Annotated in this window: 22 protein-coding genes; 16 read left to right on the top strand and 6 right to left on the bottom strand. The window is 44.2% G+C overall.

Translation table 11 applies throughout. The features are described from left to right. The first annotated feature begins 234 nt into the window (after positions 1 to 234). Both J2Z20_RS08190 and ald read left to right on the top strand, forming a co-directional pair. Complete coding sequence (locus J2Z20_RS08190; protein WP_209847955.1) at positions 235 to 1,914, top strand: PucR family transcriptional regulator; 1,680 nt, start codon at positions 235 to 237, stop codon at positions 1,912 to 1,914. A 252-nt stretch (positions 1,915 to 2,166) separates the two neighbouring features. Further along, a complete protein-coding gene (gene ald, locus J2Z20_RS08185) occupies positions 2,167 to 3,300 on the top strand; it encodes an alanine dehydrogenase (protein WP_209847953.1) in 1,134 nt (377 codons plus the stop codon). Between the two features lie 75 nt (positions 3,301 to 3,375). Here ald and J2Z20_RS08180 read toward each other — a convergent pair whose 3' ends face one another. After that, on the bottom strand, positions 3,376 to 4,053 hold the full coding sequence (locus J2Z20_RS08180) for a CidB/LrgB family autolysis modulator (RefSeq protein WP_209847950.1): 678 nt from the start codon (positions 4,051 to 4,053) through the stop codon (positions 3,376 to 3,378). Next, positions 4,050 to 4,421, bottom strand: coding sequence for a CidA/LrgA family holin-like protein (locus J2Z20_RS08175; RefSeq protein ID WP_209847947.1), 372 nt, complete (start codon positions 4,419 to 4,421; stop codon positions 4,050 to 4,052). Before J2Z20_RS08175 ends, J2Z20_RS08180 begins: the two co-directional genes overlap by 4 nt. A gap of 121 nt (positions 4,422 to 4,542) precedes the next feature. Between J2Z20_RS08175 and cidR the strand changes: the two genes are divergently transcribed. The 3 genes from cidR (at position 4,543) to J2Z20_RS08160 (ending at position 7,900) form a co-directional block, all read left to right on the top strand. Continuing rightward, positions 4,543 to 5,436 carry a cidABC operon transcriptional activator CidR gene (gene cidR, locus J2Z20_RS08170; protein WP_209847944.1) on the top strand — a complete coding sequence of 298 codons (894 nt, stop codon included), beginning with the start codon at positions 4,543 to 4,545 and terminating at the stop codon, positions 5,434 to 5,436. A gap of 101 nt (positions 5,437 to 5,537) precedes the next feature. Continuing rightward, positions 5,538 to 6,092 carry a glycerol-3-phosphate responsive antiterminator gene (locus J2Z20_RS08165; RefSeq protein ID WP_209847941.1) on the top strand — a complete coding sequence of 185 codons (555 nt, stop codon included), beginning with the start codon at positions 5,538 to 5,540 and terminating at the stop codon, positions 6,090 to 6,092. 197 nt (positions 6,093 to 6,289) lie between these two features. After that, positions 6,290 to 7,900, top strand: a complete 1,611-nt coding sequence (locus J2Z20_RS08160; protein ID WP_209848228.1) for a glycerol-3-phosphate dehydrogenase/oxidase — start codon at positions 6,290 to 6,292, stop codon at positions 7,898 to 7,900. A gap of 56 nt (positions 7,901 to 7,956) precedes the next feature. On the opposite strand, the gene J2Z20_RS08155 is transcribed toward J2Z20_RS08160, so the two are convergent. From J2Z20_RS08155 to J2Z20_RS08145, 3 genes are all read right to left on the bottom strand, one after another. Next, entirely contained in the window at positions 7,957 to 9,162 is a 1,206-nt protein-coding gene (locus J2Z20_RS08155) for a M28 family peptidase (protein WP_245252143.1), read from the bottom strand. Between the two features lie 185 nt (positions 9,163 to 9,347). Next, positions 9,348 to 11,219, bottom strand: a complete 1,872-nt coding sequence (locus J2Z20_RS08150; protein ID WP_209847935.1) for an LTA synthase family protein — start codon at positions 11,217 to 11,219, stop codon at positions 9,348 to 9,350. A gap of 214 nt (positions 11,220 to 11,433) precedes the next feature. Continuing rightward, positions 11,434 to 12,552, bottom strand: coding sequence for an NADH-dependent flavin oxidoreductase (locus J2Z20_RS08145; RefSeq protein WP_209847932.1), 1,119 nt, complete (start codon positions 12,550 to 12,552; stop codon positions 11,434 to 11,436). Positions 12,553 to 12,785: 233 nt separating this feature from the next. Between J2Z20_RS08145 and J2Z20_RS08140 the strand changes: the two genes are divergently transcribed. The 7 genes from J2Z20_RS08140 to J2Z20_RS08110 all read left to right on the top strand — a co-directional run bounded on the left by J2Z20_RS08140 (position 12,786) and on the right by J2Z20_RS08110 (position 20,946). Continuing rightward, positions 12,786 to 13,229 carry an Rrf2 family transcriptional regulator gene (locus tag J2Z20_RS08140; protein WP_209847929.1) on the top strand — a complete coding sequence of 148 codons (444 nt, stop codon included), beginning with the start codon at positions 12,786 to 12,788 and terminating at the stop codon, positions 13,227 to 13,229. A 73-nt stretch (positions 13,230 to 13,302) separates the two neighbouring features. Next, positions 13,303 to 14,343 (top strand): oxidoreductase, encoded by a 1,041-nt coding sequence (locus J2Z20_RS08135; protein ID WP_209847926.1) that lies wholly within the window; start codon positions 13,303 to 13,305, stop codon positions 14,341 to 14,343. A gap of 92 nt (positions 14,344 to 14,435) precedes the next feature. Beyond that, on the top strand, positions 14,436 to 15,269 hold the full coding sequence (gene pdaA / locus J2Z20_RS08130; protein ID WP_415640010.1) for a delta-lactam-biosynthetic de-N-acetylase: 834 nt from the start codon (positions 14,436 to 14,438) through the stop codon (positions 15,267 to 15,269). 129 nt (positions 15,270 to 15,398) lie between these two features. Beyond that, positions 15,399 to 15,863 (top strand): MarR family winged helix-turn-helix transcriptional regulator, encoded by a 465-nt coding sequence (locus J2Z20_RS08125; RefSeq protein ID WP_342454285.1) that lies wholly within the window; start codon positions 15,399 to 15,401, stop codon positions 15,861 to 15,863. A gap of 1 nt (position 15,864) precedes the next feature. After that, positions 15,865 to 17,592, top strand: coding sequence for an ABC transporter ATP-binding protein (locus J2Z20_RS08120; RefSeq protein WP_209847919.1), 1,728 nt, complete (start codon positions 15,865 to 15,867; stop codon positions 17,590 to 17,592). Further along, positions 17,589 to 19,436, top strand: a complete 1,848-nt coding sequence (locus tag J2Z20_RS08115) for an ABC transporter ATP-binding protein (RefSeq protein ID WP_209847917.1) — start codon at positions 17,589 to 17,591, stop codon at positions 19,434 to 19,436. The genes J2Z20_RS08120 and J2Z20_RS08115 overlap by 4 nt, the downstream gene beginning before the upstream one ends. A gap of 211 nt (positions 19,437 to 19,647) precedes the next feature. Further along, positions 19,648 to 20,946 (top strand): NCS2 family permease, encoded by a 1,299-nt coding sequence (locus J2Z20_RS08110; protein ID WP_209847915.1) that lies wholly within the window; start codon positions 19,648 to 19,650, stop codon positions 20,944 to 20,946. A 58-nt stretch (positions 20,947 to 21,004) separates the two neighbouring features. On the opposite strand, the gene J2Z20_RS08105 is transcribed toward J2Z20_RS08110, so the two are convergent. Then, a complete protein-coding gene (locus tag J2Z20_RS08105; RefSeq protein ID WP_209847912.1) occupies positions 21,005 to 21,667 on the bottom strand; it encodes a DNA-3-methyladenine glycosylase family protein in 663 nt (220 codons plus the stop codon). A gap of 142 nt (positions 21,668 to 21,809) precedes the next feature. On the opposite strand from J2Z20_RS08105, the gene J2Z20_RS08100 reads away from it, so the two are divergent. From J2Z20_RS08100 to J2Z20_RS08085, 4 genes are all read left to right on the top strand, one after another. Continuing rightward, complete coding sequence (locus J2Z20_RS08100; RefSeq protein WP_209847909.1) at positions 21,810 to 22,646, top strand: amino acid ABC transporter substrate-binding protein; 837 nt, start codon at positions 21,810 to 21,812, stop codon at positions 22,644 to 22,646. A gap of 12 nt (positions 22,647 to 22,658) precedes the next feature. Further along, the gene (locus J2Z20_RS08095) at positions 22,659 to 23,354 is read left to right on the top strand and encodes an amino acid ABC transporter permease (protein WP_209847906.1); all 696 of its coding nucleotides are present in this window, start codon (positions 22,659 to 22,661) and stop codon (positions 23,352 to 23,354) included. A gap of 5 nt (positions 23,355 to 23,359) precedes the next feature. After that, a complete protein-coding gene (locus J2Z20_RS08090) occupies positions 23,360 to 24,106 on the top strand; it encodes an amino acid ABC transporter ATP-binding protein (RefSeq protein WP_209848225.1) in 747 nt (248 codons plus the stop codon). Positions 24,107 to 24,213: 107 nt separating this feature from the next. Then, the gene (locus tag J2Z20_RS08085; RefSeq protein WP_209847903.1) at positions 24,214 to 24,591 is read left to right on the top strand and encodes a PH domain-containing protein; all 378 of its coding nucleotides are present in this window, start codon (positions 24,214 to 24,216) and stop codon (positions 24,589 to 24,591) included. Positions 24,592 to 24,721: the final 130 nt, after the last annotated feature.

Here is a 24,721-nt window from a genome sequence, read left to right as displayed (position 1 = left end):
TCATTCATAGAATACGAAGAGCTTCCTCTATTCATAGAGGGAGCTCTTTATATTTAATTTGCACTTGCCGAACCGCTGTCACAAATGGCGAAGAGCGTGATCGAGTCGATGAAATCGACGCTTAAATTTTAAAACGGTCTGCTCCATACGGGCAGGCCGTTTTGTTGTTTATTTCTACCTTCTATTGCTTTATTTGTCACGTCTATTTAACATTAGACTTGGGAGGGATTGGATTTGGATGGTGAATACATATTAACGGTTGGTGACGTGCTGAAGAGGCCTCTTTTTCAAGACGCGTATTTAGTGGCTGGTGAGAAAGGGCTGCATCGCCGCATCCGCTGGGTACATATTCTTGAAATATCCAACGTGGAAGCGCTGTTATACGGAGAAGAAATGATTATGACCACAGGTATCGTATTGAAGGCGGAGCAAATTACTTCCACTTCTTATCTTCAAAAGATGATCAACTGGAACGTATCATGCTTGTGCATTGAGCTGGGTCCTTATTTTGATTCGGTTCCGCAGCAAATGATTGAGCTTGCCAATGAGTATGATTTTCCAATCATTGTGTTCCCTCACTCCGTCCGCTTTGTTGACATTACGCAAGACCTCCATTCTTTAATTGTAAATAGACACCATGAATTGTTGCAGAAGCTTGAGGGTATTTCTAGAGAATTCCACCGATTGACATTAAGTGATGAGGGCATTTCTCAGGTGCTTCGTTTGCTTCACCAAAGTACCAGTGCTCAAATTTTATTTGTGCTAGTAGAGGGTCAGCAGCATGCTTCGTTTATTCCTCATCTTCATCACCAGCAGCAAGAAAGGTTGTTAGGATTGGTACGCGAACAGATTGGCACAGCAAATGGGCTGTCTCCTAATGCAGAGCCTTATACATGGAAGGCAGGAAATCAGACCTTCATCTTGCAGGCTGTAGGCGCGCTTGGGAAGACGTGGGCGTACATCATTATGGCGCTGAAGGAAGAGCCAGGACAATATCATTATTTGATTTTAGACTCGGCTACGCTTTCTATTGCGCAGGCGCTTCTGAGAGAACGATATATTGAAGAACGTAAACTGTATACGGAAAATTTATGGGTTGATGAACTGCTGCAAATGCGGCTTAAGGATGAAGAGCAGCTAAAGTCTTTGATGGGGCCGAATTTTAAAAAGTTGAACGACCTCTCCCATCAAGTGTGCATCATACAGTTTGAACATATGAACAACTCAAGTTCGTCTCTGTTAGAAGGCGGGCATGAATCGCTCGGCATTCGTTTATCACTCATACTGCGTCCGATTTTTGAGCAGCATTCTTTTCATCCATTAATTACGCTCAAAAATAATCAGCTCGTTGTTATTGGCATTGATTTAAATCCAAAGCGTCCCGCGAAAGGACGATTACAGCATATCTTTGAATCACTCAATCAAACCGTTGCAGATCATAAAATAGGTCACTTCAAGCTGATCATCGGTGTCGGCAACGCACACCATAAGCTTATTCATGCTCATCTTAGTTATGAGGAAGCGGTTCAGGCTTTATCTCTCTATCCAGCCATCAACAAGCCTGTCTTGTTTTTCGAGGAGCTGGGTGTATTTCAACTGCTGTTCAACATTCACGATCGAAGCATCCTTGAAGCGTTTATTCATAATTACTTAGGACCTTTAATTGAGCATGACCAAATGAGAGGCAGTGAGCTGCTGCGCACGCTCAAAGTATATTTGGATCATGACGGGTCGAAACAGATTGCTGCGCAAAAACTGTTTATTGTAAGACAGTCGCTCTACTATCGGCTCGAAAAAGTAACTGAGCTGTTAGGAGAAGACTTTATGCTCCCAGAGAATAGACTCGCTCTCCAAGTCGCTCTTCGCGCATGTCAAATGCTCTATCCAGAACTGTTGTCTGACAAAGAAAAATGATTTTTTTGCCTAAAGGATGCGGGTTGCCGTGTTAGAAATAATAACATTCTTTTTATGGTAAGCGCTTCATTTCACAATCATCTAAATTTTGTTAAAAAAATGTGTGATAATACTTTACAAAATGTCTAATGAAAGTACCCCTAATAAAATCTATGATTTGGGATGGATGGACCGTAAATCTTTTACAGAAAGATATGAACATCCATACCATTTCCGTTCATGCGGCATAGATTATTAAGGGGGTAGATTATGATGAAAATTGGAGTCCCTAAGGAAATAAAAAATAACGAATACCGCGTAGGTATGACGCCGAGCTCCGTAGAAGCTTACAAAAAGGCCGGACATGAGATTGTGATCGAAACGAACGCAGGACTCGCGATTGGTTTTACAGACCAGGATTATATAAATGCAGGTGCAATCATTGTTAAGTCGGCAAAAGAAGCTTGGGCATCGGATATGGTTGTGAAAGTGAAGGAGCCGCTTCCTGAAGAGTACGAATACTTCCGGGAAGGGATGATTCTGTACACGTATCTTCACTTAGCGCCAGAAGCCAAACTGACCCAGGCCTTAGTATCAAAGAAAGTGACAGCGATTGCTTATGAAACGGTGCAACCTGATAATGGAACATTGCCGCTTCTGACACCTATGAGTGAAGTCGCTGGCCGGATGTCCATTCAAATCGGCTCCCATTTCTTGGAGAAAGCTTATGGAGGCAAGGGTGTGCTGTTAAGCGGTGTTCCCGGTGTTGAGCCAGGTAAGGTAACGATTATCGGCGGCGGGATTGTCGGTACGAATGCGGCCAGAATGGCGATCGGACTCGGGGCAGAAGTCACACTCCTTGATATTAATCCAGACCGGCTACGTCAATTGGATGATCAATTTGAGGGCCGCTTGAAGACCGTCATGTCAAACAGCTTTAATATCGCTAAGGCGGTCAGAGAAGCGGATCTAGTCGTTGGTGCAGTTCTCATTCCAGGTGCGCGCGCTCCGCGACTCGTCACTGAAGAGATGGTTAAAGCGATGAGCCCAGGGTCTGTTATTGTCGATGTGGCTATTGATCAAGGCGGTTCGATTGAAACGGTGGACCGAATTACGACACATGACAATCCAACTTATGTGAAGCACGGCGTTATCCATTATGCTGTTGCGAATATACCAGGAGCGGTTGCGCGAACTTCGACGCTTGCGCTTACGAATGTAACGACGCCTTACGGACTGCAAATTGCGAATAAAGGCTTTAAGCAAGCTGCGCTTGAGACGAAGGCAATTGCGAGAGGCATTAATGTACTCGGCGGAAAAGTTACTTACAAAGCGGTTGCCGAGGCGCACGGGATGGAGTATACCGATGTGTATGAAGCGCTGCAAGAGAAGGTTGCGATTTATTAATCCATCACAAAAAAGAAAGCTGTTCCCGCAAAATCATTTTGCATTGGGAACAGCTTTTATTGTTGTATGCTGCATTTAGAAGAGTACCGATGATAACAATGGTGCGAAACATAGTGTAAATAACGCAGCTAATATCATGGAGATGCTTGAAATGGTACCCGATAACGAGCTGAATTCGAACGCTTTGGAAGTTCCTGTACCATGTGAGCTCGTTCCAAATAGAACACCGCGTGCAATTTCACCCTCGATACGGAATAACCGCAGTATAGATGGACCCATCATAGAACCAAACAGACCGGTCATAATAACAAAGATAGCCGTCATATTAGGCACTCCACCAATCATTTGCGATACATTCATCGCAATTGGAGTCGTGATGGACCTTGGAACTAGACTGTGGACAAGCTGACCGCTCAAATGCATCCATTTCGCTAGCGCTGCAGAAGAGAGCACAGCTAACACGGATCCGAAGATGACGCTGACTACGATCTCAGCAGCATGTTTCTTCAGCACTTTGAAATGCTTGTATAGCGGTACTGCGAAAGCAACCGTTGCTGGCTGTAGTAAATCAGTCAGCAACTTAGCGCCGCTGTTATACGTTTCATAAGGGATCTTCGCCCATAACAGTATGCCCACTAGGACTAAAGGTGTAACTAGTAAAGGCGACAGATATACTTTAGGAATCTTTGTATACAGCTTCTTGTTTCCTGTATAGATCACAAGTGTAAGTATGAGAAAAAGCATGCCGATCATGATGCGTTCCGCTCCTTTCGTTTCGCAATTCTTGAAGCCATTAATCCTGAGCCGACCATCACAATGACGGAACTGAATGCAACGACAATCAATATACGAAGTCCTTCACTTTCAAGCAAAGGAATAAATTTCATAATCCCTACCGCAGCTGGTATGAAGAAAAGCAATAATTCAGCAAGCAGCCAGCTTGCTCCCAGCTCAATCCATTCTAACCGGATGACGCCTGTCTCCAGCAGAATGAAGATGAGAACGATACCGAGAATGCTGCCGGGAATAGGGATGTGTAATACATGTGCCAAGTTGTTCATTATCAAGGAAAATATCATTAATACCCCAACCTGCAAAGCGCCTTTAATTAGGTTTCTCATGCACGTTCCCCCCTTTCATCACTTGAAAAGTTTACATCAGATCTTTTCATGAGTAAAATGAATATATAGAATGATTATTATTCCATTTGTCTATACATAAGGCAGAGGAGCTAAACGGAATATGGACATAAGACATTTGCAATATTTCCTTGAAGTGGCGCGCTTCAAGAGCTTTACAAAGGCGGCAGAATCGCTGTTTATTACGCAGCCAACCATTAGCAAAACGATAAAAAACTTGGAAGAGGAACTCGGTGTCGTTCTCCTGGATCGCGTCGGCAAAAAAATGGAGCTTACCGATGCCGGACACATTATTGCGAATCAAGCGCAAAATATTGTAAAGTCTTTTCAAACACTGACATCTGAGTTAGATGACTTAATGAATGTGAGAAAAGGGAAGATTCGCTTCGGATTGCCGCCCATGGTAGGCTCCAGCTTCTTCCCGAAAGTGATCGGCAAGTTTCACGAACAATATCCCGAAGTCACGATTCAAATATTTGAGGACGGCGCCAAGAAAGTAGAGACCGATGTGAGAAACGGAACGCTGGACATTGGTGTTGTCGTATTGCCTGTTGAAGACGATGTGTTTGATTGTTTTTCATTCGTAGATGAGAAGTTAAAGCTGCTTCTTCCTCCAGCACACAGATTAACCGATCGAGAGGTGGTGAAGCTGGCGGAGCTCGCCGATGAATCCTTCGTATTGTTCCGCGAGGATTTCACATTGCATGATCGGATTATTACCGAATGTGTCAGAACAGGGTTTCAGCCGCATGTTATTTATGAAAGTGCCCAGTGGGATTTAATTAGCGAGATGGTCGCAGCAGGACTCGGCATTGCTCTTCTGCCCGAGACGATTTGCCGCGAGGTGGATGAGTCGCGCGTACATATTTTACCGTTAATTGAACCGTCGATCCCTTGGCAACTTGGCATGATATGGCGCAAAGACCGCTACCTTTCCTATGCTGCGCGGAAGTGGATTGAACTTGCTCAAGAAGAGCTGGGTGACGGTCACAAATAGACGTAAGGACAGGCGTCATATATCTACTTTGGATAGCATACGATTATAGTGAGTCCGATACCGTACAGTATGGTGAGAAATGAATAGAGGGAGACTATTTCATGGCAGCATTTAATCAACGAATATTTCCAGCTGCTCGGCACTTGAAAGATGTAGAATACTTAACAGAGAGTAAATATGAATATATTATTTTGCTCGACAGTCATATTTCACAGCTTAGCAGTGTTGCCCAAATGGTACGAAGCCGTCAGAAGAAATTAATCATTCATTTGGATCTCATTAACGGACTGAAAAATGACGAGTATGCAACAGAGTATATTTGTCAGGTCGTTCGTCCTGCTGGAATCATTTCTACACGCAATAATGCGATTATAACGGCCAAGAAAAATAAAATGCTCTCCATACAGCGTCATTTCATATTGGATTCGATGGCACTGGAGACGAGTCTGAAGCTTACGGAGAAAACGAAGCCAGATTACATTGAAATTTTGCCAGGTATTATGCCTCAAATCATAACGGAGTTAACGGCAAAGATCGATGTTCCGATTCTCGCCGGAGGGCTCATTCGTACGATCGAAGAAGTGGAGTCAGCGCTTCAAGCTGGAGCTATTGCCGTAACAACCTCGAATAAAGAGATTTGGAAGTACTATGAGTAATCATTAGGCATGATATTGACATCATTTTATTAGTATTATTAAATGGAAATAAGTTAATACGCTGTGACGGAGTTCATGGAGTCCACGTTAAACCTTGAAGAAGGGTTTGATGTGGACTTTTTTAGTTATTTTATAGAGAAAGGGTGAGAAGCTTGGACAAATTCTCAAGTCTGCATCGCTCTGAATATTTAGCTGATATGGCCAAGGAAGAGCTTGATTTGCTCATCATTGGAGGCGGAATAACTGGAGCTGGCATTCTGCTTGATGCACAGGTTCGCGGTTTAAAGGCAGCCATTGTCGAGATGCAAGATTTTGCGGCAGGCACCTCCAGTCGTTCAACGAAGCTCGTGCATGGCGGACTGCGTTATTTAAAGCAACTAGAGATTAAGCTGGTGGCTGAGGTAGGTAAAGAACGCGCCATTGTATATGAAAATGCCCCGCATGTGACAACACCGGAGTGGATGCTGTTGCCCCTCATTGAAGGCGGAACGTATGGAAGATTTACGACTTCAGTAGGCCTTAAAGTATACGACTACTTAGCAGGTGTCAAAAGAGACGAACGAAGAACGATGCTCAGCCGCGCACAAACAATGGAGAAGGAGCCGCTGCTGAGGGAGGATAAGCTAAAGGGCGGAGGCTACTATGTTGAATACCGTACCGATGACGCGAGATTAACGATTGAAGTGATGAAGGAAGCTGTGGCACGCGGAGCCAAGGCCATAAATTATGTTAAAGCGGAAAACTTCATCTATGACCGCAATCATCATATTCTCGGGTCCCTAGCGGTTGATTTGTTGACGGGGGACAAGAAGATGATCCGTGCGAAGAAAATCGTTAACGCGGCTGGACCTTGGGCAGATACGCTGCGCGAGATCGATGGGTCGAAGAAAGGAAAGCATCTGCGGCTCACGAAAGGTGTTCATTTAGTATTTGATCAATCTAAATTTCCGCTCAGACAATCGATCTATTTCGATACACCGGACGGACGTATGGTATTTGCTATTCCTAGAGATGGCAAGACCTACTTAGGAACAACGGATACATTCTATGAGGGGGATATCACCGGTCCAACCGTCACGCTGGACGATCAAAATTACCTTGTTACAGCGGCTAACTTCATGTTCCCTTCGCTCGGACTAACAATCAAAGATATTGAATCCAGCTGGAGCGGTCTTCGTCCGCTTATTCATGAGGAAGGCAAGTCGCCTTCTGAATTATCTCGGAAAGACGAAATCTTCATCTCAGATTCTGGGCTTATTACAATCGCTGGGGGCAAACTAACGGGCTACCGCAAAATGGCAGAGCGTGTTGTCGATCTTGTGGCCAAAGATTTGTCCGCAGCGGGAGGTCCGTCCTACCCGAAGTGTACAACCGATCGAATTGTATTGTCAGGGGGTCATTTTGGCGGATCGGCAGAGTATAAACTTTTTGTTCAGAAGAAAGTGGAGGAAGGTACGCGGCTTGGATTAACAACGCAAATTGCCGAAAAATTAACACGCCGCTACGGCTCAAACATTGACTTGTTGTACGATATTTATAAGTCGGAGCAGTGGACACATAACAATCCAGAGCTGTGGCTTCCGCTCGTATACGGTATCCGGCATGAGATGGTTGCAACGCCAAGCGACTTCTTTATCCGAAGAACGGGTGCCCTCTATTTTCATATTGCGTGGGTACACAAGTGGAAGGAAACAGTTAATCAATATATGCAATCGGAATTTCAGTGGAGTGAGGAGCAAGAGACGAAGTATCGTGACACACTGGATCGCCAGTTACATGAGGCCGCACATGCCGTGAGCCTACAATAAATGGTGAATAGCAGAAAAAGCTTGGGCTGCCAAGCTTTTTTTCTTTGTATGATGAATTATGATTTCGCTTCTCTTGACCAATCCACTCTTTTATCTTGAAGCATTTCTATCATTTGAATTGCTAGTGTGACAACCTCGGCAAGTTTACTTGGGCTGATCCAATGCCATTCGTCATTTTTCGTATGGATCAGGTCAGTCACCCCTGTGCTTCTAATCGGAATGCTTGGTACCCCGTTCGAGAAAAAAGTAAAATGATTGCTGTCATACCAAGGATTTGTCCAATGTACGGAAGGAAATGATGATTTTATCCTTCTCAGTTCATCTTCAAGCTGGCTTGAGCCGGCCATCAGTGTTACTGTATTTGTCCCGAGGATTTGACCTACTCCATCAAAGTTCAGTGCAGCGATCGCTGCCCGAAGCTCATCTTTATGCTTATTGATATATACTCGATCCCCGATTCCAAGATATTCTTCGGAACCAAAAGCAACAAATTCAAAACCTGTCTTGAAGCCCCTTTGACTCAGTTCTTCGACTAATGTAAGCAAGACAGCGACACCTGAAGCGTTGTCGAAGGCCCCTGGGGATCCAAATACACTGTCATAATGTGCTGACATAATAATTTTTTCGTTCCGTGAACCCTCTTTCCTGCCGATTACATTCTTCGTATGTCCTAAGGTCCTTTTGCTATGTATCTTGAGATGTACTGAAGGCGGAGCATTTGTGCCAATAAGTAATAGAGCATCTTCAGGCGAGATCGTTACGGATGGGATGCCAAAATCCCAGTCGCTGATGAGGGGGAGATCCGTATGAGTATGTAAGTTTACCGTGATGACAGCTGCTGGATTTTTCTGTTCAAGCAGGTGAATGATTTGCTTATGATGCTCTGGATTGTAAATCGTGAATCCTTTTGCAGTAAAGTTTTCTTTTGCAAGCTCTCCATATAATACAGCTATTTTCCCATCTAATTGTGAGGATGCCAGCTCATCGATGGTACATAAAGGTACGACTTCTGCGGTTACATCAACGGATGGCGAGAATATGTTGCTTGTTACCTTTCTCAGATGACCATATATCGTTAATGATGCTTCGATATTTTCCCAACACGGAATTTCAAACTGCTGGGTTTCAATATTTATTCCTGAGGATTTAAAAATATTTTCAATATAACTGGATGCTTCATGATTCGAGATAGCGCCAATCGGCCTTACCCCGATCTCACTCGATAATACTTTCAGATGCCGCATCACTCTTGTTTGTATCATTTCCAATCGATCATCCCCCATTTAGGAGTTATATTTTCCCATTATATTATATGTTAATTTGCCAAAATTAACAAACGTTTGTTCTGTTTCAACAATCAGCACAGCGCAAAAAAGGAGACTCAACACTGTTGCCAGCTTGAGTCTCCTGTTCTAGTTAATTGATTTATGACTTATTGCTTGGATATTTACTCTCCTGTACCTTGTTCCCGGCGATCGGGAAGCCCATTCACATAGCTGTCAGACAAAAGCAGAAGGCGCAGTGCGCGTTTATATTCGTCCTCTGTCGCTTTCTGACCATCATCCTCGCCAGGTTTGAGCGCGTACTGTGTTCCGTCTGCATATTCCGTGCCCGGAATGAATACAGAATGATCATTCACGAACGAACCGGATGGCAGATAATAACGCTCGGGCAGCAAATTGCTTGGTTGGTTTAATAAATCTTGGCCGAAATGAATTTGATTCGTGACAGGCACCCCTAATAAATTAGCAACGGTAGGCAAAATGTCTACCTGTCCGCCAACCTGATCCATCACTTGCGGTGTTGTCTGCCCCCCATTAATGATAATGAGCGGAATGTTAATCATATCAGCAGGGCGATACTCTCTGCCGTAAATTTCTTTCATCAGTTCTTTATCATCATTGTCTAGAGAATAGATAGGCAATCCTAAGTGATCGCCATATAAAACGATAAGACTGTTATCCCATATTCCACTGTCTTTCAGCTGTTTGATGAACCCGCCAAGCGCGTAGTCGGCATAATTTTGAGCGCGAATATAGTCGCCGACGAATGTATTATCATACCTATCTGGCAGCGTCATTTTATATTTAGTGTCCGGAATCGTAAATGGATGGTGTGCTGACATGGAAATGATCTGTGAATAGAACGGCTGCCCAGATTCATTCATTTTTTTCAATTGCTCGGCGGTCTTTGCGTACAGCACTTCATCAGAAGATCCGAAGAATACTTTGTCATCTTCACCGAAGAAAGACTTATCATAATAGCGATCGAATCCTACGCCTTTATACAGTTCACCGCGGTTCCAGAATTCTACGACATTCGTGTGGAACGTCGCTGTCTGGTAACCGCTCTGTTTGAGCAGTTTCGGCAAGCTCGGCAGCTCCTTGTACGCATAATTTTGGGTGGCTGCCTCATTATTTGGAATATAGCAGGAAGTGTACACCACGAACTCCGCATCCGATGTATTCCCTTGACCTACTTGTTGATAAAATTTAGGGAAATACATCCCTTCCTTCACAAGCTGGTTCATGTTCGGTGTAATTTCCTTGCCGTCAATTTTTAAATTGATAAGGAAATTTTGAAAAGATTCGAGCTGTATAATAATTAGATTTTTACCGGCTGCTGCTTTATAGGAGTGGGGCATTTCCACGGGTTTGAGCTGTTTAATTTGATCGATTGTGTCTTGTGTAATTTGAGATGCATCTACGTAATTTTCATCTTTGTTTGCTAGAATCGTGTATGCCTCGTAATTCAGAATGCCCATTTCCTGCGCCTTAACAATTTCATTCATGCTCGCTCGGTTTGGCATAATATTAAATAGGCATAGATTAAGAGACAATGCCAGTATTGCCGCAATGATGCTTCTTCTTTCTTTTCTTGCCATTAGTTGTTTCAGCTGCGCTGATCTTTTGCTGCTAAAAAACCATATTACGAACACGACAATATCCGTAAATATAAATAAGTAATAAGGTGCGAGCAGTGATAATACACTATTGCTCACCGCAGTGACTTGATTGACTTGCTCAAGTGCATGGTAGGTGACGATGACGCCATAATATTTGTGATACATAATGGCAGCGAAGAAAATCGCCGTAACTAATATATTTACAATCATATAAGCCATAAGTTTACGTTTCGTAACAAACAATTCAATAAGGCTGAATAGCAGCCATATAAATGGAATTTCGGTAACGAGCGGTTTCCACGTTAAGCCAGTATCAAATATGGACATCCAAGCTAAGTAACCTTTAAATAGCAAAATAAAAGTAAAAATAATAAATGGCCTTCTTAACAACCGATAGACAGTGGTTGGTGCCACACTATCGCCATCCTTTCCGCACGCAAAATTAAGCTGATTGTTAAGAACAACAGCTAATTAAAATGTTATAAAGTATATGGAATACATTTCCATTATGCGATGATGCAATCTTATTGTCAAAAGACACCCATGATTATACAATAAAAAGCCGCTTCCGGATATTGTAAAATATCCGTTGCAGCGGCTTTATTTTATCTATATTTGTTCTGATACATTAGACAACAGGGAACCACCCAGGTGCGCCTATAATTGCTTGCCATAGCGGATCTGGAACATCTAATTTGTCTTGATCCTGTCTGTTTAATGTCGTCACAATTTCGGATTCACGGCCTTCGGCTACTTTTTGTACCCATTCTGGGTCCATAATAAGCTCACGAGCTAAAGCGATGAACGGAACTCCCGTTTCAAGAGCGCGCAGTGCATCATCAGCTGTATGGATGCTGCCAACCCCGATGAGCGGAACGCGGTTGCCAACACGTTCTTGAAGGAGCTCGATGCGTGTGCGTGTGCTGTCTGCGCCGCGGCGGGCATTTGACCAGAAATCCATCAAGCTTACATGCAAATAATCGAGATTTTGATCCGCGAGTGCATCCACGAGCACGAAAGTTTCTTCCATTGTAATACCTGGAGTTTCAGGTTCTTCTGGTGAGAAGCGGTAGCCTACAATGAACGGTTCTTTCGCATGCTCAGCGACCACTCGTTTCACTTCTTTAACGACTGCTAAAGGGAATGCAAGGCGACCATGAATGTCTCCTCCCCAACGGTCACCACGAGTATTGGCATGAGGAGAGAAAAATTGCTGAATGATGTATCCATTTGCACCGTGAATCTCAACACCGTCAAAACCAGCTTCAATTGCGCGGCGAGTTGTTTCGCCATAAGATTTGACGAGATCCTCCACTTCAGCGTCGCTTAAGCTGCGCGGCGTATTCGGATTATCTGTTGCCGGCACATTGCTCGGACCAACAATTTGACCGTCTGGTGTAAGCTCAGGCAAGCTGAGGCGTCCTCCGTGATGAATTTGTATAATGGCTTTGGCGCCTTGGCTTTTGATCGCATTTGCCAGTCTGCGGAAGCTTGGGATAAATTCATCAGTATCCCCGGCGAATTGTCCATGAAATGCTTTACCGTGCTTGTCCACGTAAGTGCAAGCTGTGATCACCATACCTACACCTGATGCACGGCGAGTGTAATATTTAATTTCGCTATCTGAGACCGTGTCGTCCGGATTTGCGGAGAAAGTAGTCATGGGTGCCATCACAATTCGGTTCTTAATTTCGACACCGTTAGGCAATGTGAAAGCTTCAAATAAAGGCTTATATTGCGGCTTCATCTTTGTTGCTCCTTTTCTATATTATCGTAAATCCTATAGCTCATATGCCCGACCTTATATATCGGGTCTTCATTTTGAGTCTAACAATGGATGGAATGTATACCTAATAGGGCATTACTATAATAATTTTAGTTACAGTTGTTTCGTTTTGTCAAGTCTAACCAGCTCTCGTTGACAAAAAGGTAGATTCTCACTATAATTGGTGCGAATTATGTAATAAAGGGGGGCGCGGCATGGCAATAAGCAGCAGGCTGTCTGTGGCGATTCACATCTTGGCTTTATTAGAAGTAAACAAAGGGACACGAATGACTTCGGAGTTTATAGCAAGCAGTGTGAATACGAACGCTGTCGTTGTTCGCCGGATTATGGGCATGCTTAACAAAGCGGGTCTTGTGACTACAAATCCGGGGGTTGCTGGTGCTTCACTAACCCGTCCTATTTCACAAATTACGTTATTAGATGTGTATCGCGCTGTTGAAGGTGAGGGTTGCGATCATCTATTTTCTATTCATGAAAAACCAAATCCGAAGTGCTTGGTCGGTCGTAATATTCAAGGAGCATTAGAATCTAAATATTCTCAGGCTCAGAGCGCCATGGAGAATGAGCTCCAGAAAATAACGATGGATCAAGTCGTCATGGATATTTTGAAAGACGCTCAAGCAGCACCTAGTAATTAAAGGTGGCTTGGGCGTTTGTTTTCTAGTACATAACATTAATATAGAACTGTTAACGATGGGAGAGATGAATGAAATGACCATTCATGTTGGTATTATTGGATTTGGCCTATCGGGGTCTGTTTTTCATGCACCGATTATCGAGACAATCAAGGAATTCAGCCTCAAGACGGTCGTCTCCTCGGATGCGAATAAAGTACATCAGCGATATCCTCACGTCAGTGTCGTCTCTGATGTGGATCAGCTGTTCTCTGACGCTGAAATTGACCTCGTAGTCATTTCTAGTCCCAATGTAACTCACTATGAATATGCGAGAAAAGCGATTGAAGCGGGCAAGCACGTGGTGGTTGAGAAGCCTTTCACCGTCACTTCGCAAGAAGCGGAACAGCTTATTGCACTGGCCAAACAGCATGGGGTAGTACTCACCGTCTATCAGAACCGCCGCTGGGATAATGACTTTCTAACGATTCAAAAGCTGATTAGCGGAGGCACTCTTGGAAGATTGTCGGTGTACGAGGCTCATTTCGACCGCTATCGTCCTGAAGTGCGGAATCGCTGGCGGGAGAAGGAAGGTCCAGGCTCCGGCATGCTGTATGATTTAGGGGCTCATCTCATCGATCAAGCTCTGACTCTATTCGGTAAACCGAAGACCATATGGGCGGATCTAAGAGCAGAGCGCGAGGGAGCCGAGGCAATTGATTATTTCCACCTCGTATTCGGATATGATCATATGCGAGTCATTTTACATTCCGGATCTCTAGTACGTCAGCAAGGGCCGCGATTTGTACTGCACGGTACTAAAGGCAGTTATATTAAATTCGGTATGGACCCGCAGGAAGATCAGCTTCGGCAAGGCAAAGCTCCTGGCGATTTAGGCTGGGGTGAAGATAAACGCGAGCTGTACGGACAACTGACAACGGAGATTGGCGGTCTTACAGTAGAATCGCGAGTGGAGACTGTACCTGGCCGTTATGAAACATTCTATCAAGGTGTTGCTGAAGCAATCATGATAGGGAAGACTGCGCCTGTTACGGCGGAAGAAGCCAGAGACACCATTCGGATGATCGAGTACGCGCTACAAAGTCATCAAGAGGGGCGAGTTATTTCCGTCTCATAATATCTCATATAAAGCACATAACTTTGTTCATTTCGTGGAAAGTTATCTCTAATTGGCAACTCATATACCCAAAGGAGATACTTTCCCTCATGATGAAACGTTACTTGATTCGAATAGTTGTGCTTGGAATATTGTTACTTGCATGGTTACCGGGATATTCTCAAGTTTACGCGGATGGTCCATATCATTTTGGATTTAAGAAGAGTGTGAACGGTAAGCTGCCGTCGATTGATTACGAAGGATTTAAAGAGCTTTTAAACAAATATGACGCTATCTTTATGGCCGACCCTGCTCGTAATGAGGTATATTTGACGTTCGATAACGGCTATGAAAATGGGTATACCGCGAAAATATTAGATACGCTCAAAGAGAAGAAGGTACCGGCTATCTTTTTTGTTACAGGACATTACATTAAAACGCAGCCTGATTTACTCAAACGGATGGTGGGTGAAGGGCATATTATTGGAAATCATTCGTGGAGTCATCCCGATGTGACGGCAATTTCCGATGAGCAGCTGAGACAAGAGCTGGATAAGGTGAAGCTAGAAGTCGCTAAAGTAACTGGGCAGCAGCAAATGCAGTTTCTTCGCACACCGCGGGGTATTTTTAACGAGAGAGCATTATCGGTAAGCAAGCAGTTAGGATACACCAATGTATTCTGGTCCATCGCTTATAAAGACTGGGACGTTAACGACCAGCGCGGATGGCAATACGCTTACCATAACGTGATGTCGCAAATTCATCCAGGCGCAGTCATTTTGCTCCATTCGATCTCTAAGGATAATACGGAAGCACTCGGCAAAATTATTGACGGTGTAAGAGCTAAAGGATACGAATTTAAAAGTATAAACGAGCTTATGATGCATAGAAATAAAATAAATAACATGGAACCAAATCGAACTGCACCGAAAGGCACCTTGAATTAAGGTGTCTTTTTTATTCCTAAATTTGACATTAGAAATAGAGAAGCGTATATTTAGATATTATTTAGGTTGCCTACCTAATTAATTAGGACACGTGAGAGAGGTGATTATATGGACTTTGGGGACCACTCTGTGACGAAGAACCTTATAAAGGCTTTTATGAGGTTTAACAAAGCAGATTTCCACCAAAGGACGTTACCTGGCTATACACCAAGTGAAATCAGATTGATATTTCGATTGAAACATATGGTTAACCCAGACAGTCCTGGCATTAAAGTTTCAGAAATCAGCAATACGCTGCGCGTTACTTCACCGACAGTCACTCAGTGGATTAATGGTCTAGAGGCAAAAGGCATGGTGGAACGCATCATAGACGAACAAGACCGAAGGGCCGTACGCGTGAAGTTGACAGAGGCAGGAACAAAGCTTGCGACAGAAGCGCAGGCTGCGATGTTCCGCAGATTTCAAGGGCTCGTTAATTATTTAGGTGATGAGGACAGTGTTAAGCTGGCTGAATTGCTTACGAAAGTATTTACTTATTTGAATGAGAACGAAGTTTCCATGAATCATGGGCCAGAGAGCGGGGATGATCAATAGAATGCTCAAATTGTTTCGGTTTCTTAAACCATTTCGCATGATGGTTGTTTTTGTGCTGATTCTTACCTTTTTGCAGACGATGGCTGAGCTGTATTTGCCTACGCTCATGTCTGATATCGTAGACATCGGGGTTGTGAAGGGAGATATCCCTTACATTTGGAAAATCGGCGGCTTTATGTTGCTTGTTGCATGCGGATCTATGCTGGCCTCTGTAGGAGCGAGCTATTTGGCAGCGAGATCTTCAGTAGGCTTCGGGAAAATAGTACGCGGTAAAATATTCAGCCATGTGCAAAATTTTTCACTGCAAGAGTTCGATCAACTAGGCACAGCGTCACTTATTACAAGAACGACCAACGATATTACGCAAGTTCAGCAAGTGTTGACGATGATGCTGCGCATGATGGTCATGGCACCGATGATGTGCATCGGCGGTATTATTATGGCACTGTCGAAAGATGTGAAATTAACGCTTGTGTTCGTTGTAGCCATTCCCGTTCTTATACTTGCCATTTTTGGAGTAGTAAGCAAAGGAATTCCGCTCTTTAGAATGATCCAGAAGAAAATTGATAAATTGAATTTGGTCGTACGCGAAGGATTGACCGGGATTCGAGTCGTAAGGTCGTTTAATCGTGTGGAGCACGAGACGAAACGTTTTGACCGAGCGAGCTTGGACTTGATGGAGACGTCGATTAAAGTAAACAAAATTATGGCAGGGTTATTCCCGCTGATGATGCTTGTGCTTAACCTTTCTTCCGTAGCGATTATTTGGTTTGGCGGCATCCGTATTGATCACGGTCATATGCAGGTTGGCGATTTAATGGCTTTCTTAATGTATGCACTGCAGATTATGTTTTCGCTCATTATGTTATCGATGGTTCTCATTATGGTGCCGCGTGCGCAAGCCTCTTCAGTGCGTATTAATGAAGTGTTCGCCATGGTGCCTACGTTAAAAGATGCTGAGCAATTACAGCGTTCTAATATGCGAAAGGGGCTCATTGAATTTGACAATGTGACCTTCAGCTATCCAGGCGCGGAAAAGCCGGCCATTTCGAACATCTCGTTTGTTGCGCATCCCGGAAAAACGACAGCAATTATCGGCGGTACGGGTGCGGGTAAGTCGACGCTCCTTAACTTGATTCCTCGATTCTATGACGTTGACAGCGGACGTATTCTAGTAGACGGTGTTGATGTACGTCAATTGTCACAGGAAGATTTGCGCTCGAAGATTGGTTTTGTTCCGCAGCAAGCACTGCTCTTTACAGGCTCGATTGCAGACAACATCCGATTTGGCAAGGAAGACGCGGCGGATGAGGAAGTAAGACATGCGGCGGAAATTGCACAGGCAGCAGACTTTATTTCACAGATGGAAGATGGGTATGATTCCGTCATTGCGCAAGGCGGTACGAATGTATCCGGCGGTCAGAAACAGCGGTTAGCGATTGCACGCGCTTTAGTTCGCAAGGCGGAAATTAATCTATTCGATGACAGCTTCTCCGCGCTCGACTTCAAGACCGACGCGAAGCTCAGAGCGGCACTCAAGCAGGAGACGGCTCAGTCGACCAACATTATTGTAGCTCAGCGTGTCAGCACCGTTATGGATGCCGATCAAATTATTGTGCTTGATGAAGGGCAAATTGCTGGCATCGGTACCCACCGCGAGCTGATGGATACGTGTGAAGTGTATCGCGAGATTGTATCCTCACAGCTGTCAGAGGAGGAGATTGCATGAGTGGACGGACAGAACGTAGGCACCCGGGACCTCGTCCTTTTGGCGGTGGACACGGCATGGGAATGCCGGCCGAGAAGGCAAAGGATTTTAAAGGAACATTAAAGCGGCTCATCCCATACCTTAAACCTCACAAAGTCAAATTGACGATCGTACTTATTGCAGCAATACTGAGCACGGTGTTCAGTATTGTGAGCCCGAAAATTATGGGTAAAGCAACGACGAAATTGTTCGAAGGCATTATTGGGAAAGCAGCCATTGATTTTCACTATGTCGGAATCATATTGCTCGAATTGATTGGACTATATGTATTCAGCTCTTTATTCAGCTACTTGCAGCAATATGTGATGGCAGGCGTATCTCAGACAACGGTATACAATATGCGTAAGGAAGTATACAGCAAGCTGAATCGTTTGCCGATTAAATATTTCGACTCTCGCACACATGGGGAAATTTTAAGCCGAGTAACGAATGATATGGATAACATTAGCAACACGCTCCAGCAAAGCTTGGCACAGCTCATTACGTCAGTAGTCACGATCATCGGTGTTATTGTGATGATGCTGACCATCAGTCCGCTGATGACGCTTGTCGTTATTTTAACTTTACCGCTTAGTGTGCTTGTCACATCGCTCATTGCCAAACGTTCACAGAAATATTTTAAAGGACAGCAAAAAGAATTGGGCGAGCTAAACGGTCATGTAGAGGAAATGTATACAGGACATAAGGTCGTTAAAGCATTCGGACATGAGCATAAGTCTCTTCAAAAATTCAATGGGATTAATGAGAGATTGTATGAATCGGGCTGGCGTGCACAGTTCATCTCTGGCATGATTATGCCGCTCATGTCGTTTATCGGTAACATCGGATATGTCATTGTCTCTGTAGTCGGCGGTGTGCTGGTGACGCGCAGAGCGATCGAAATCGGTGATATTCAAGCCTTTATTCAATATGCTAGACAATTTACGATGCCGATTACGCAGCTCGCGAACATCGCGAATATGATTCAGTCGACGATTGCTTCCGCCGAGCGTGTATTTGAACTGCTTGATGAAGAAGAGGAAGTACCGGAAGCTGAACATATGAAAGTCATTCAAAATCCTAAAGGCGATGTGCAGTTCCAGAACGTCAGCTTTGGTTATAAAGAAGATGCAACGCTCATCGATAACATGAACATTGATGTGCGGCAAGGACAGACCGTTGCCATTGTCGGCCCTACAGGCGCAGGGAAAACGACGCTCGTCAATCTTCTTATGCGTTTCTATGAGCTGAACAGCGGTAAAATTACGATCGATGGTGTAGATATTACCGAGTTGTCCCGTGCGAACCTTCGCAGTATGTTCGGTATGGTGCTGCAGGATACGTGGCTCTTTAACGGCACAATTCGCGATAACATTGCGTATGGACGCGAAGATGCAACGGAGGAAGAGGTCGTTAAGGCGGCAGAAGCGGCGCATGCAGATCATTTCATACGTACGCTGCCAGATGGCTATAACACGATTCTTAACGAGGAAGCGTCGAACATATCGCAAGGGCAGAAGCAGCTTCTCACGATTGCGAGAGCCATTCTTGCTGACCCGCCGATTCTCATCTTAGACGAAGCGACGAGCAGCGTCGATACGCGAACCGAGCTGTACATTCAGAAAGCAATGAACACCCTTATGGAGGGCAGAACCAGCTTCGTGATCGCCCACCGTTTATCAACGATTCGGGATAGCGATCTGATTCTCGTCATGAATAAAGGCAGTATTATCGAGAAGGGTACGCATGAAGAATTGCTTGCCAAGGGCGGGTTCTATGCCGAGCTTTATAACAGTCAGTTTTCCGAAGAGAAGGAAGTTGTGTGAGCTACAGGCGGATGTATGGATATATTCCATGCCCCGCCTTTTTTGTATTATGTCATTACCCATTGGTTAAGATGATTGAATTGGCAAATAATGAAAAAAATACTGAAAAAATTTTGAAATTTCAAAAAAATGTTTTGCGTTTTGCCCATTGTGTCTTAAAATAGAGAAATTAATGATATTTGAGCAATTTGCACCTAGAAGGGATGTTACTATGTTTCAACTGAAGGAACGCAACACCACTGTGAGGAAAGAGATTGTTGCTGGTCTCACTATTTTTTTGACCGTGGCGTACATCATTATCGTCAATCCGATGATATTGAAGGACGCAGGGGTCCCTTTTGATCAAAGCTTTACAGCGACGATCATTGCCACGGTGGTAGGTACTTTGTTTATGGCCCTGTTCGCGAATTATCCAATCGTTATTGCTCCTGCGATGGGTCTAAACGCTTATTTCACATATTCGGTCATTGGGGGTCATGGGATCTCTTATGCCGTTGGTTTCTCAGCTGTATTTATTTCGGGGATCATCTTCCTGCTCATCTCGCTAACTTCCTTGCGGACGAGGCTCATTGGAGCAATACCTAACAATCTAAAGCATGCAATTGCAGCCGGTATTGGACTGTTTATTGCATTTATCGGTATGCGTTTATCGGGGATCATTACTGATCATCCTACGAATCTAGTCGCACTTGGCAACTTCAGATCACCAGGTGTTGCACTGACCCTCGTTGGCATCGCCATTACGATATTACTGACGGCTTTAAACGTAAGAGGTTCACTTTTTGTCGGAATGATTATTACGGGGGTTATCGCTTTCTTCACAGGACAGCTTCATTTCAATCAAGGGATTGTCTCTGCGCCTCGTCTGTCTGAAGGCATTATTGTATTTAATCCGATTACATCGATTAAGGATGTTATTGATTACGGTCTGTACAGCGTCGTATTCTCGTTCTTGCTCGTAATGCTGTTTGATACGACAGGTGCGATGCTGGCGATCTTAAAACAAGCGAATCTTCTGAAAAATGGTAAAATCGAGCGTGGCGGCAGTGCATTCTCCGCTGACTCTGTCGGTACCATTGTCGGTTCTATGTTAGGGACAAGTCCAACTGCTGCTACGGTTGAATCAGCAGCCGGTGTTGGAGCAGGGGGTAAAACAGGCTTAACAGGTCTAACTGTTATCGTATTGTTCATTATAGCGGCGTTCTTCAGTCCGCTCATTAGTTCGTTGTCCAGTGTGGCCGCGATTACCGCACCAAGCTTAATTATCGTAGGCTGCTTAATGATGAAGAGCGTATCAGAAATTCACTGGAATGACTTTGAAGAAGCATTTCCGGCGTTTCTTGTTATTATAAGCATGCCGCTGACATCGAGCATTGCAAACGGAATCGCACTTGGATTTATTTCATACCCAATTATGAAAATCGCCAAAGGCAAATTCCGCGAGGTGCACCCATTCGTTTATATATTTGCGGTGCTGTTCCTCATTCAGCTCATTTTCTTTGCGCATTAAGCTTAAACGCTTAGTATATAAAAGTAAAACGCCTAAGAAAATTTCTTAGGCGTTTTTGTCATGTCATTAGTTTAATGTCAGTAATCGATTTACCACAATCCACATACCCCTGATTTATAGCTTCCCACAAATAGAGCGAAGCTGCCGTGCAATAAGGCTCCCACTTATGAGCGCACTGTTCTAAATATTTACGGTCCTTACGCTCCTCCAGCTCATAGAGCCACTGGGCTGCTCTTTGCAGTCCTGCGTCACCAAAAGATAATACGTTCATGCGTCCGAGAGAGAAAATAAGGAACATTTCAGCAGTCCATTTCCCGATGCCTTTTACAGTCGTTAACGCTTTAATTACTTCTTCATCCTCCAATAAATGCAGCTGCTCAAGATGGATTTCCCCTTGCATCACTTTTAGGCACAAATCTTTCATATAAGAAATTTTGCTTAAGGACACCCCTGCGCTTCTGAACACTTTATCTTCCGTATTGTAGATCGTATCTGGCGTAAATTCGGGAACGGCTTCGATCACCCGGCGCCTAATGGTTGCGGCTGCTTTTACAGAAAGCTGCTGTCCAATAATGGAGGAGATCAATGAGTCGAAATAATTCGTTCTTAGCTGGGTCGTCAGGTCACCGATACAATGAATAAGTTCTCCAAGTCTGGAATCTTGCTTACAAAGAGTCACGACCCTCGGATCGTTAAGGGTTAAGGACAGCATTTTCTCCATACGATATCGCTCCTTAAACTTTTGATTCATTACTACACAGTATAATTGTTTAGCGCCTTTAGTCATAGTTTTGTTGAGTTCTGGGGATATTAACCTCTTGTAAGACTAGCATATTCAATTCATGAATAATGAGGTGAAGAGAATGAGAAAGCATTCGTTATCCATCGTTTTAGTCGCATTGGTATTGATATTACTGCTGCCAGCTTGTACGACCAAACAGAAAGCTCCCCCAAATACGCAAGCGCCAAGCAGCGGAGCGGCAAACCAGCAAAAAGATTCACTTGCAGCCGTTAAATCAAGCGGTGTATTTCGAATTGGAACGGAAGGTACGTATCCTCCGTTTACATATCACGATGAGAGCGGCAAGCTGACTGGCTTTGACGTAGAGATTGCTGAGGAAATTGCGAAACGGCTTGGCGTCAAACCGGATTTCGTGGAGACGAAATGGGACGGAATGTTAGCAGGACTTGATGCTAAGCGATTCGACGCTGTCTTTAATGAAGTGTCTATTCGTGAAGATCGGAAAGTCAAATATGATTTTTCAGATCCATACATCGTATCTAAGGCGGTATTGATCGTATCCAAAGATAATAACGACATTAAAAAGCTGTCCGATTTGAAAGGCAAAAAGGCAGGTCAATCATTAACGAGTAACCTTAAAGATATTGCCGAAGCCAATGGAGCGCAAATTGTACAGGTGGACAGCTTCAATCAAGCGATTGATTTGCTCGTGTCCAAACGGATTGATGCAACGATTAACGACAATCTGTCCTATTTGGATTTGAAAAAGAAAAGACCAGATTTACCTATTAAAGTGGTAGATGAGACGAAGAACGTTTCACAAAGTGCAGCTCTCTTCAGAAAAGACGAGAAGGAGCTTGTAAAAGCGGTAAATGATGCACTTAGGGCCATGAAAAAGGACGGCACATACCTCAAAATTTCGAAAAAGTATTTTAATGAAGATGTATCTAAACCGTAAAGGATTTGAATGATGAGCGATCGAACAGAGCGTCTTATAGACATTTTTATTCACTCTTTTATGCCCCTGCTGCAGGCAGGGGTTAAATTTACTGTGCCATTAACGTTAATTTCGTTTGCGCTTGGACTTATTGTTGCCTTTATAACGGCTCTGGCTCGCCTATCCTCCTTAAAGCCGTTATCTTGGATTGCGTGGTTCTACGTGTGGATTATTCGGGGAACTCCGCTGCTCGTTCAGCTGTTTATTATTTTCTATGGACTGCCGAGTCTAGGCGTGACGCTTACTCCTTTTCCGGCTGCAGTCATTGGTTTTACGCTCAGCGTAGGGGCTTATGGATCAGAAATTATTCGGGCAGCCATTGGATCGATTCCTGCAGGGCAATGGGAAGCGGCCTATTCACTCGGCATGACCCGGGGACAAGCTTTGCGCCGAATTATTCTGCCCCAAGCGACGACGGTATCTCTTCCGCCGCTGTTCAACTCGTTTATTAGTCTGATTAAAGATACTTCTCTAGCGGCCACCATAACGGTGACGGAGCTGTTTCAGAAGGGGCAGCAAATAACCGCTGCCGTGTATGAGCCGCTGCTGCTCTATATTGAAGTGGCGCTTATTTATTTACTGTTCAGCACAGTGCTGTCTGGACTCCAGAGCTGGCTGGAGCGGCGTTATGGACGACACAACGTGAGAGCTGGAGGCAGAATATCATGACTGCAATGATTGAAATGAAAAATGTACAGAAATTATTCGGTCCGCATCATGTGCTCAAAGACATCAATCTCTCTGCTGAGAGAGGGAAGGTGCTCGTCATCATCGGTCCATCGGGCTCAGGCAAATCAACGTTGCTGCGGTGTATGAATCTATTAGAAATGCCGACAGAGGGCAGTCTTACTGTGGGAGATATTCGGATGGAATTTCACGATGGGAATAAACCGAAGCGAGATCAGGTGCTTACGCTGCGCAGACAGACTGGAATGGTATTTCAATCGTACAATTTATTCCCGCATATGACGGTGCTTGCCAATGTGATGGAAGCGCAGGTTATAGTGCTGAAGAGGAGTATAGAAGAGGCGCGCAAGAGAGCGACTGAGCTGCTTCGAAAAGTAGGCCTCGCAGATAAAGCAAATGCATATCCGAGTCAGCTGTCGGGCGGTCAGCAGCAGCGTGTCGGCATTGCAAGGGCGATGGCAGTTGATCCGAAGGTGCTGCTCTTTGACGAGCCTACGTCCGCACTTGATCCCGAGCTTGTCGGGGAAGTATTGAAAGTAATCCAGGAACTTGCTGCTGAAGGCATGACGATGGTTATTGTGACCCATGAAATGAAGTTTGCCAGCCAGGTTGCCGACAAAGTCATTATGGTGGATGAAGGGTGTATTATAGCAGAAGGAACCCCAGAAGAGATTATTCAGAACCCAGCTCATGAACGGGTGCGTTCATTTCTCTCGCGCATTACTGAAAGATAAACAGGTTTCACCATTCGAAACCTGTTTATTATTGCCCATGAACACTCTTAGATGTGATACCATACAATTAAATATTTATGGAACACAGGTATAAGGAGGGCTTAGTTATGGGTTTTTTTGACGGATTAATGGGTCATGCTTCAGAAGTGAAGCTGGATGAGGTGCAGAAGGAATTTGGGATGATTTTGGCGCCAGGCGAGCGAATTGAAGCTGCTTATAAAATTATTCGGGATATGTTTATTTTTACGGACAAACGACTTATTCTGGTCGACAAACAAGGCATCACAGGGAAGAAGGTTGAGTACCATTCGATTCCTTATCGCAGCATTACACATTACACGATTGAAACCTCAGGGCATTTCGACCTCGATGCAGAATTGAAAATTTGGCTGTCCGGCAGCCAGACGCCGATCGAACGCACTTTTAATAAACATTCAAATATTTATCAAGTTCAGAGTGTGCTTTCGCAGTATGTTTTAAAATAGTGTATGGTAGATTTAATTAAAGGACGATTCCTCCTTCGTGAGAAGGAAAGCGATCGTCCTTTTTACTGTTAATGGGCGAATAATACAATGAGGAAAGTATGTTACAATAATACATGAACAGATTTACCAG

This window comes from Paenibacillus sediminis (assembly GCF_017873765.1).
In the GTDB taxonomy this organism is placed as follows: Bacteria; Bacillota; Bacilli; order Paenibacillales; family Paenibacillaceae; genus Paenibacillus_AG; species Paenibacillus_AG sediminis.
Note: the sequence above shows the minus strand (reverse complement) of the source record. Positions and strands in the feature narration are given on the sequence as shown.

Coding starts and splice junctions, on each gene's coding strand:
- J2Z20_RS08115 (WP_209847917.1), top strand. CDS start 17,589: ATGAGTGGACGGACAGAACGTAGGCACCCGGGACCTCGTCCTTTTGGC.
- ald (WP_209847953.1), top strand. CDS start 2,167: ATGAAAATTGGAGTCCCTAAGGAAATAAAAAATAACGAATACCGCGTA.
- J2Z20_RS08145 (WP_209847932.1), bottom strand. CDS start 12,552: ATGAAGCCGCAATATAAGCCTTTATTTGAAGCTTTCACATTGCCTAAC.
- J2Z20_RS08090 (WP_209848225.1), top strand. CDS start 23,360: ATGATTGAAATGAAAAATGTACAGAAATTATTCGGTCCGCATCATGTG.
- J2Z20_RS08085 (WP_209847903.1), top strand. CDS start 24,214: ATGGGTTTTTTTGACGGATTAATGGGTCATGCTTCAGAAGTGAAGCTG.
- pdaA (WP_415640010.1), top strand. CDS start 14,436: ATGAAACGTTACTTGATTCGAATAGTTGTGCTTGGAATATTGTTACTT.
- J2Z20_RS08140 (WP_209847929.1), top strand. CDS start 12,786: ATGGCAATAAGCAGCAGGCTGTCTGTGGCGATTCACATCTTGGCTTTA.
- cidR (WP_209847944.1), top strand. CDS start 4,543: ATGGACATAAGACATTTGCAATATTTCCTTGAAGTGGCGCGCTTCAAG.
- J2Z20_RS08120 (WP_209847919.1), top strand. CDS start 15,865: ATGCTCAAATTGTTTCGGTTTCTTAAACCATTTCGCATGATGGTTGTT.
- J2Z20_RS08165 (WP_209847941.1), top strand. CDS start 5,538: ATGGCAGCATTTAATCAACGAATATTTCCAGCTGCTCGGCACTTGAAA.
- J2Z20_RS08180 (WP_209847950.1), bottom strand. CDS start 4,053: ATGATCGGCATGCTTTTTCTCATACTTACACTTGTGATCTATACAGGA.
- J2Z20_RS08105 (WP_209847912.1), bottom strand. CDS start 21,667: ATGGAGAAAATGCTGTCCTTAACCCTTAACGATCCGAGGGTCGTGACT.
- J2Z20_RS08100 (WP_209847909.1), top strand. CDS start 21,810: ATGAGAAAGCATTCGTTATCCATCGTTTTAGTCGCATTGGTATTGATA.
- J2Z20_RS08095 (WP_209847906.1), top strand. CDS start 22,659: ATGAGCGATCGAACAGAGCGTCTTATAGACATTTTTATTCACTCTTTT.
- J2Z20_RS08175 (WP_209847947.1), bottom strand. CDS start 4,421: ATGAGAAACCTAATTAAAGGCGCTTTGCAGGTTGGGGTATTAATGATA.
- J2Z20_RS08110 (WP_209847915.1), top strand. CDS start 19,648: ATGTTTCAACTGAAGGAACGCAACACCACTGTGAGGAAAGAGATTGTT.
- J2Z20_RS08160 (WP_209848228.1), top strand. CDS start 6,290: ATGGCCAAGGAAGAGCTTGATTTGCTCATCATTGGAGGCGGAATAACT.
- J2Z20_RS08135 (WP_209847926.1), top strand. CDS start 13,303: ATGACCATTCATGTTGGTATTATTGGATTTGGCCTATCGGGGTCTGTT.
- J2Z20_RS08155 (WP_245252143.1), bottom strand. CDS start 9,162: ATGATACAAACAAGAGTGATGCGGCATCTGAAAGTATTATCGAGTGAG.